The sequence below is a fragment of the Frankia sp. AgKG'84/4 genome, assembly GCF_023242965.2.
In the GTDB taxonomy this organism is placed as follows: Bacteria; Actinomycetota; Actinomycetes; order Frankiales; family Frankiaceae; genus Frankia.
In genome coordinates, this window is the sequence record NZ_JALKFU020000574.1 from 1 (window position 1) to 3,352 (window position 3,352).

The window sequence follows — 3,352 nt, forward strand, 5'->3', positions numbered from 1 at the left end:
CTCCCGCAGCGGGTGCAGCGCCCGCACGAGCTGGATCGTCGCGCAGGGCGGAGGGGCCCCGCGGCCGCGCGGCGGGCGGGGCGCTGCGCCGTCGACCTCGCGGCCCTCGCGGGAACGGTGGACAAGCTGGCCGCCGGACGCGACCTCGTGATCGTCGAGGGTGCCGGGGGACTGCTCGTCCGTTACGACGACAACGGCGCGACGCTGGCAGACCTCGCCCGGGAGCTGTCCGCGCCGGTGCTGGTGGTAACGGCAGCCGGGCTCGGCACGCTGAACACCACCGCGCTGACCCTGGAGGTACTGGCGCACCGCGGCCTCGGCCTGGCCGGCGTGGTGATCGGCTCGTGGCCGACCGAGCCGGATCTGGCCTGCCGCAGCAACGTGGCCGACCTGGAGATCCTCGCGGGTCGGGGGCTGTCCGGGGCGGTGCCCGCCGGCGCCGGCCGGCTGGGCCGGACCGACTTCCTCGCGACGGCCAGACGCTCGCTCGAGCCAGCGTTCGGCGGTACCTTCTCGGCGCGAGCGTTCCGCAAGGATCACCAGATGTGACTGTTTGGCGCGTTCCTGTGCTGAACGTGCCGGAGATCGCCCTCGAAAGTCGCCCGACCCGGCTGCCCCGCCTCCACAATGGATGCGCGCCCGAAGGGGCCAGTGATCCCAGCACGCTCCGGGCTGGGACGTATCGGCCCAACCTGCCCGATGCCAGCCCACCGCTACCGCAAACCCGACCTTCCGCACCTGCGACCGCACACAATGTCGATCCGACCCGCCGATTCAGTCCCGTCCCCGCCCATGTCCTGGAGGCCACCGTGACCGCACCCGTGACCGCGCACCCCGCCTCGTCGGCGGGGTCCCCCGTGAGGGTGGTTCCCGGCGCGCGAACCGAGACCGCCGTCACCCGGGCCGACAGCGGAGCCGCCCCCGAGACCTCCGCCCCGGTCCCCCCGGTCCCCCCGGTCCCCCCGGTCTCCCCGGTCTCCCCGGTCTCCCCGGTGGCCGTCGCCGCCGCCGACCCGACGCCGGCGGAGCTGCTCGCCCACGCCCGCCGTGAGGTGCTCGAGGCCGGCCGTGGCCTGGACGAGGCCGGTGTGCTCGCCGTCCTGCGGCTGCCCGACGAGGCGCTGAGCGACCTGCTCGCGCTCGCCCACGAGGTGCGGATGCGCTGGTGCGGCCCCGAGGTCGAGGTCGAGGGCATCGTCAGCCTGAAGACCGGCGGCTGCCCGGAGGACTGTCATTTCTGCTCGCAGTCGGGCAAGTTCGACTCGCCGGTGCGCTCCGCCTGGCTGGACGTCCCGTCCCTGGTCGAGGCCGCCCGGCAGACCGCGGCGACCGGCGCGAGCGAGTTCTGCATCGTCGCCGCCGTCCGCGGCCCCGACGCCCGGCTGATGTCCCAGATCCGCGAGGGTGTCGCCGCCATCCGCGCCGCCGTGGAGATCAATATCGCCTGCTCGCTGGGCATGCTCACCCAGCAGCAGGTGGACGAGCTGACCGGTCTCGGGGTGCACCGCTACAACCACAACCTCGAAACGGCTCGGTCCCACTTCGCCAAGGTGGTCACCACGCATTCCTGGGAGGAGCGCTGGGAGACCTGCGAGATGGTGCGCGCGGCCGGCATGGAGCTGTGCTGCGGCGCGATCCTGGGCGTCGGTGAATCGCTGGAGCAGCGTGCCGAACTCGCCGCGCAGCTCGCCGAGCTGCAGCCGGACGAGGTGCCGATGAACTTCCTCAACCCGCGCCCCGGTACCCCGTTCGGGGACTACCCGCCCGTCGCGCCGCGGGACGCGCTGCGCGCCATCGCCGCCTTCCGGCTCGCCATGCCGCGCACGATCCTGCGCTACTCCGGCGGCCGTGAGATCACCCTCGGCGACCTGGAGACCCAGGGGATGCTCGGCGGCATCAACGCGGTGATCGTCGGCAACTACCTCACGACGCTGGGCCGGCCGGCCGAGTCCGACCTGAAGATGCTGGCCGACCTGAGCATGCCGATCAAGTCGCTGCAGGCGACTCTCTAGCTCTGATCGCGGCGCCGGCACGGCCCAGGGCCCGTGCCGGCGCAGGACGACCGCGCACCGGGCGGATGGGGCTCAGGCGTTGGTGGCCGTCAGCCGGCCATGCTCGGCGCACCGGGCGGACCAGCCGCTCGGCGTTATCTGGACCACCATCCGCCGCCGGCAGATCCGGCAGTACCGCGGCGGCTCCAGCTCCCGCGCCCGCGCGCACGCCTCATGGTTGCCCACACTGGCCAACTGACCGCAACGGTCACAGAATGAGGCGTCCATGAACAGCAGCTTAAGGCATGGCACACAGGTGTGATCCGAAGCAGGCGTCGGCCGCGGCCGACGCGGGGCGGCGCCCGCCCGTCGGGCTCAACCGGCGACGGGCTCCACGACCGCGATCAGATCGCCGTCCTGGACCACGTCGCCCTCCTGCACGGCGATCCGGGCGACGGTGCCGCCGTCCTCGCTGATCACCGGAATCTCCATCTTCATGGAGTCCAGGATGACGAGGGCGTCACCGGCGGCCACCGGGTCTCCCACACCGACGACGACCTTCCACACGTTGGCGACCATCTCCGCGCGGACCTCCTCCGCCATCGACGCTCCCTTCCGCACCTAGTGGGCCGGATCCGGGCATCCGAATCGGCGAACCCGCCTGCAGTCGACCTTCCAGGAGTCGACCTTCCAGGAGCCTAGTGCCAGCGGGCATCCGGACCAATGGCCCACGCCAACAAGGACGACCGGAACACGCCGAAAGCGCCACTGGGCCGCCCGGTGTTGGGCGCGAATCCCACAAACCCGCAGACTACGCATGTGCTCGTACTTGTCGTGCTGACCCTGGTCTGCGGGCTGGGCGTCGGCCTCGCCCGCGGTGGAACTCTCGGCGCCCTCGCCCGCGTCCACGTCTACCGGCCCTGGCTGTTCGCCGTGCTGGTGCTGGTGCTGGCCGTGGGCGGTCTCGTCCCGGCGCTGCACAGCCCGGCCTGGATCGTGGCGGCCGTGCTCGCCGCCCTGTTCGCCGGCATGAACAACCGGCTGCCCGGCCTGGGACTGCTCCTGGCCGGGATCATCGCCAACGCCGCCGCCATCACGGCCAACGGCGGTCAGATGCCGGTGTCGCTGTGGGGCGCGCGCCATGCGGGGGTACCGGTCGGGGACATCCTGAGCTCGGCCTTCCACACCCCTGGCGGCGGTGGCACCAGCCTGCGGCTGCTCAGCGACATCATCCCGTTCCCGTTTCCGGGCGTCCCGGCGGTGGTGAGCGTCGGCGACGTGGCGATCGCGGCCGCGCTCGGGGTCTTCGGCGCCGTGACGCCGGTGCGGGCGCGGCGCACGCTGCTGGCCCGCCGCAACGC

5 protein-coding genes are annotated in these 3,352 nt (G+C 72.7%); 3 read left to right on the forward strand and 2 right to left on the reverse strand.

The window, feature by feature from the left end; genetic code table 11:
• Both bioD and bioB read left to right on the forward strand, forming a co-directional pair.
• The coding region (gene bioD, locus MXD58_RS23395; RefSeq protein WP_250609928.1) for an ATP-dependent dethiobiotin synthetase BioD at nt 1-549 on the forward strand (549 nt) is incomplete at its 5' end.
• Between the two features lie 443 nt (nt 550-992).
• Nucleotides 993-2,012: a biotin synthase BioB gene (bioB, locus tag MXD58_RS23400; RefSeq protein WP_248836852.1), complete on the forward strand. Its 1,020-nt coding sequence runs from the start codon at nt 993-995 to the stop codon at nt 2,010-2,012.
• Between the two features lie 72 nt (nt 2,013-2,084).
• Here the strand turns inward: bioB and bsaP are convergent, their stop codons facing one another.
• Complete coding sequence (gene bsaP / locus MXD58_RS23405) at nt 2,085-2,279, reverse strand: biotin synthase auxiliary protein BsaP (protein ID WP_248836777.1); 195 nt, start codon at nt 2,277-2,279, stop codon at nt 2,085-2,087.
• An 87-nt stretch (nt 2,280-2,366) separates the two neighbouring features.
• Complete coding sequence (locus MXD58_RS23410) at nt 2,367-2,594, reverse strand: biotin/lipoyl-binding carrier protein (protein ID WP_248836778.1); 228 nt, start codon at nt 2,592-2,594, stop codon at nt 2,367-2,369.
• Nucleotides 2,595-2,810: 216 nt separating this feature from the next.
• Here MXD58_RS23410 and MXD58_RS23415 point away from each other — a divergent pair.
• Nucleotides 2,811-3,352: DUF5317 family protein (locus MXD58_RS23415; RefSeq protein ID WP_250609929.1), on the forward strand; the 542-nt coding region annotated here is incomplete at its 3' end.

What these genes read in the sequence shown, in the direction of transcription:
- bsaP (WP_248836777.1), bottom strand. Translation starts at nt 2,279, where the DNA reads ATGGACGCCTCATTCTGTGACCGTTGCGGTCAGTTGGCCAGTGTGGGC.
- MXD58_RS23410 (WP_248836778.1), bottom strand. Translation starts at nt 2,594, where the DNA reads ATGGCGGAGGAGGTCCGCGCGGAGATGGTCGCCAACGTGTGGAAGGTC.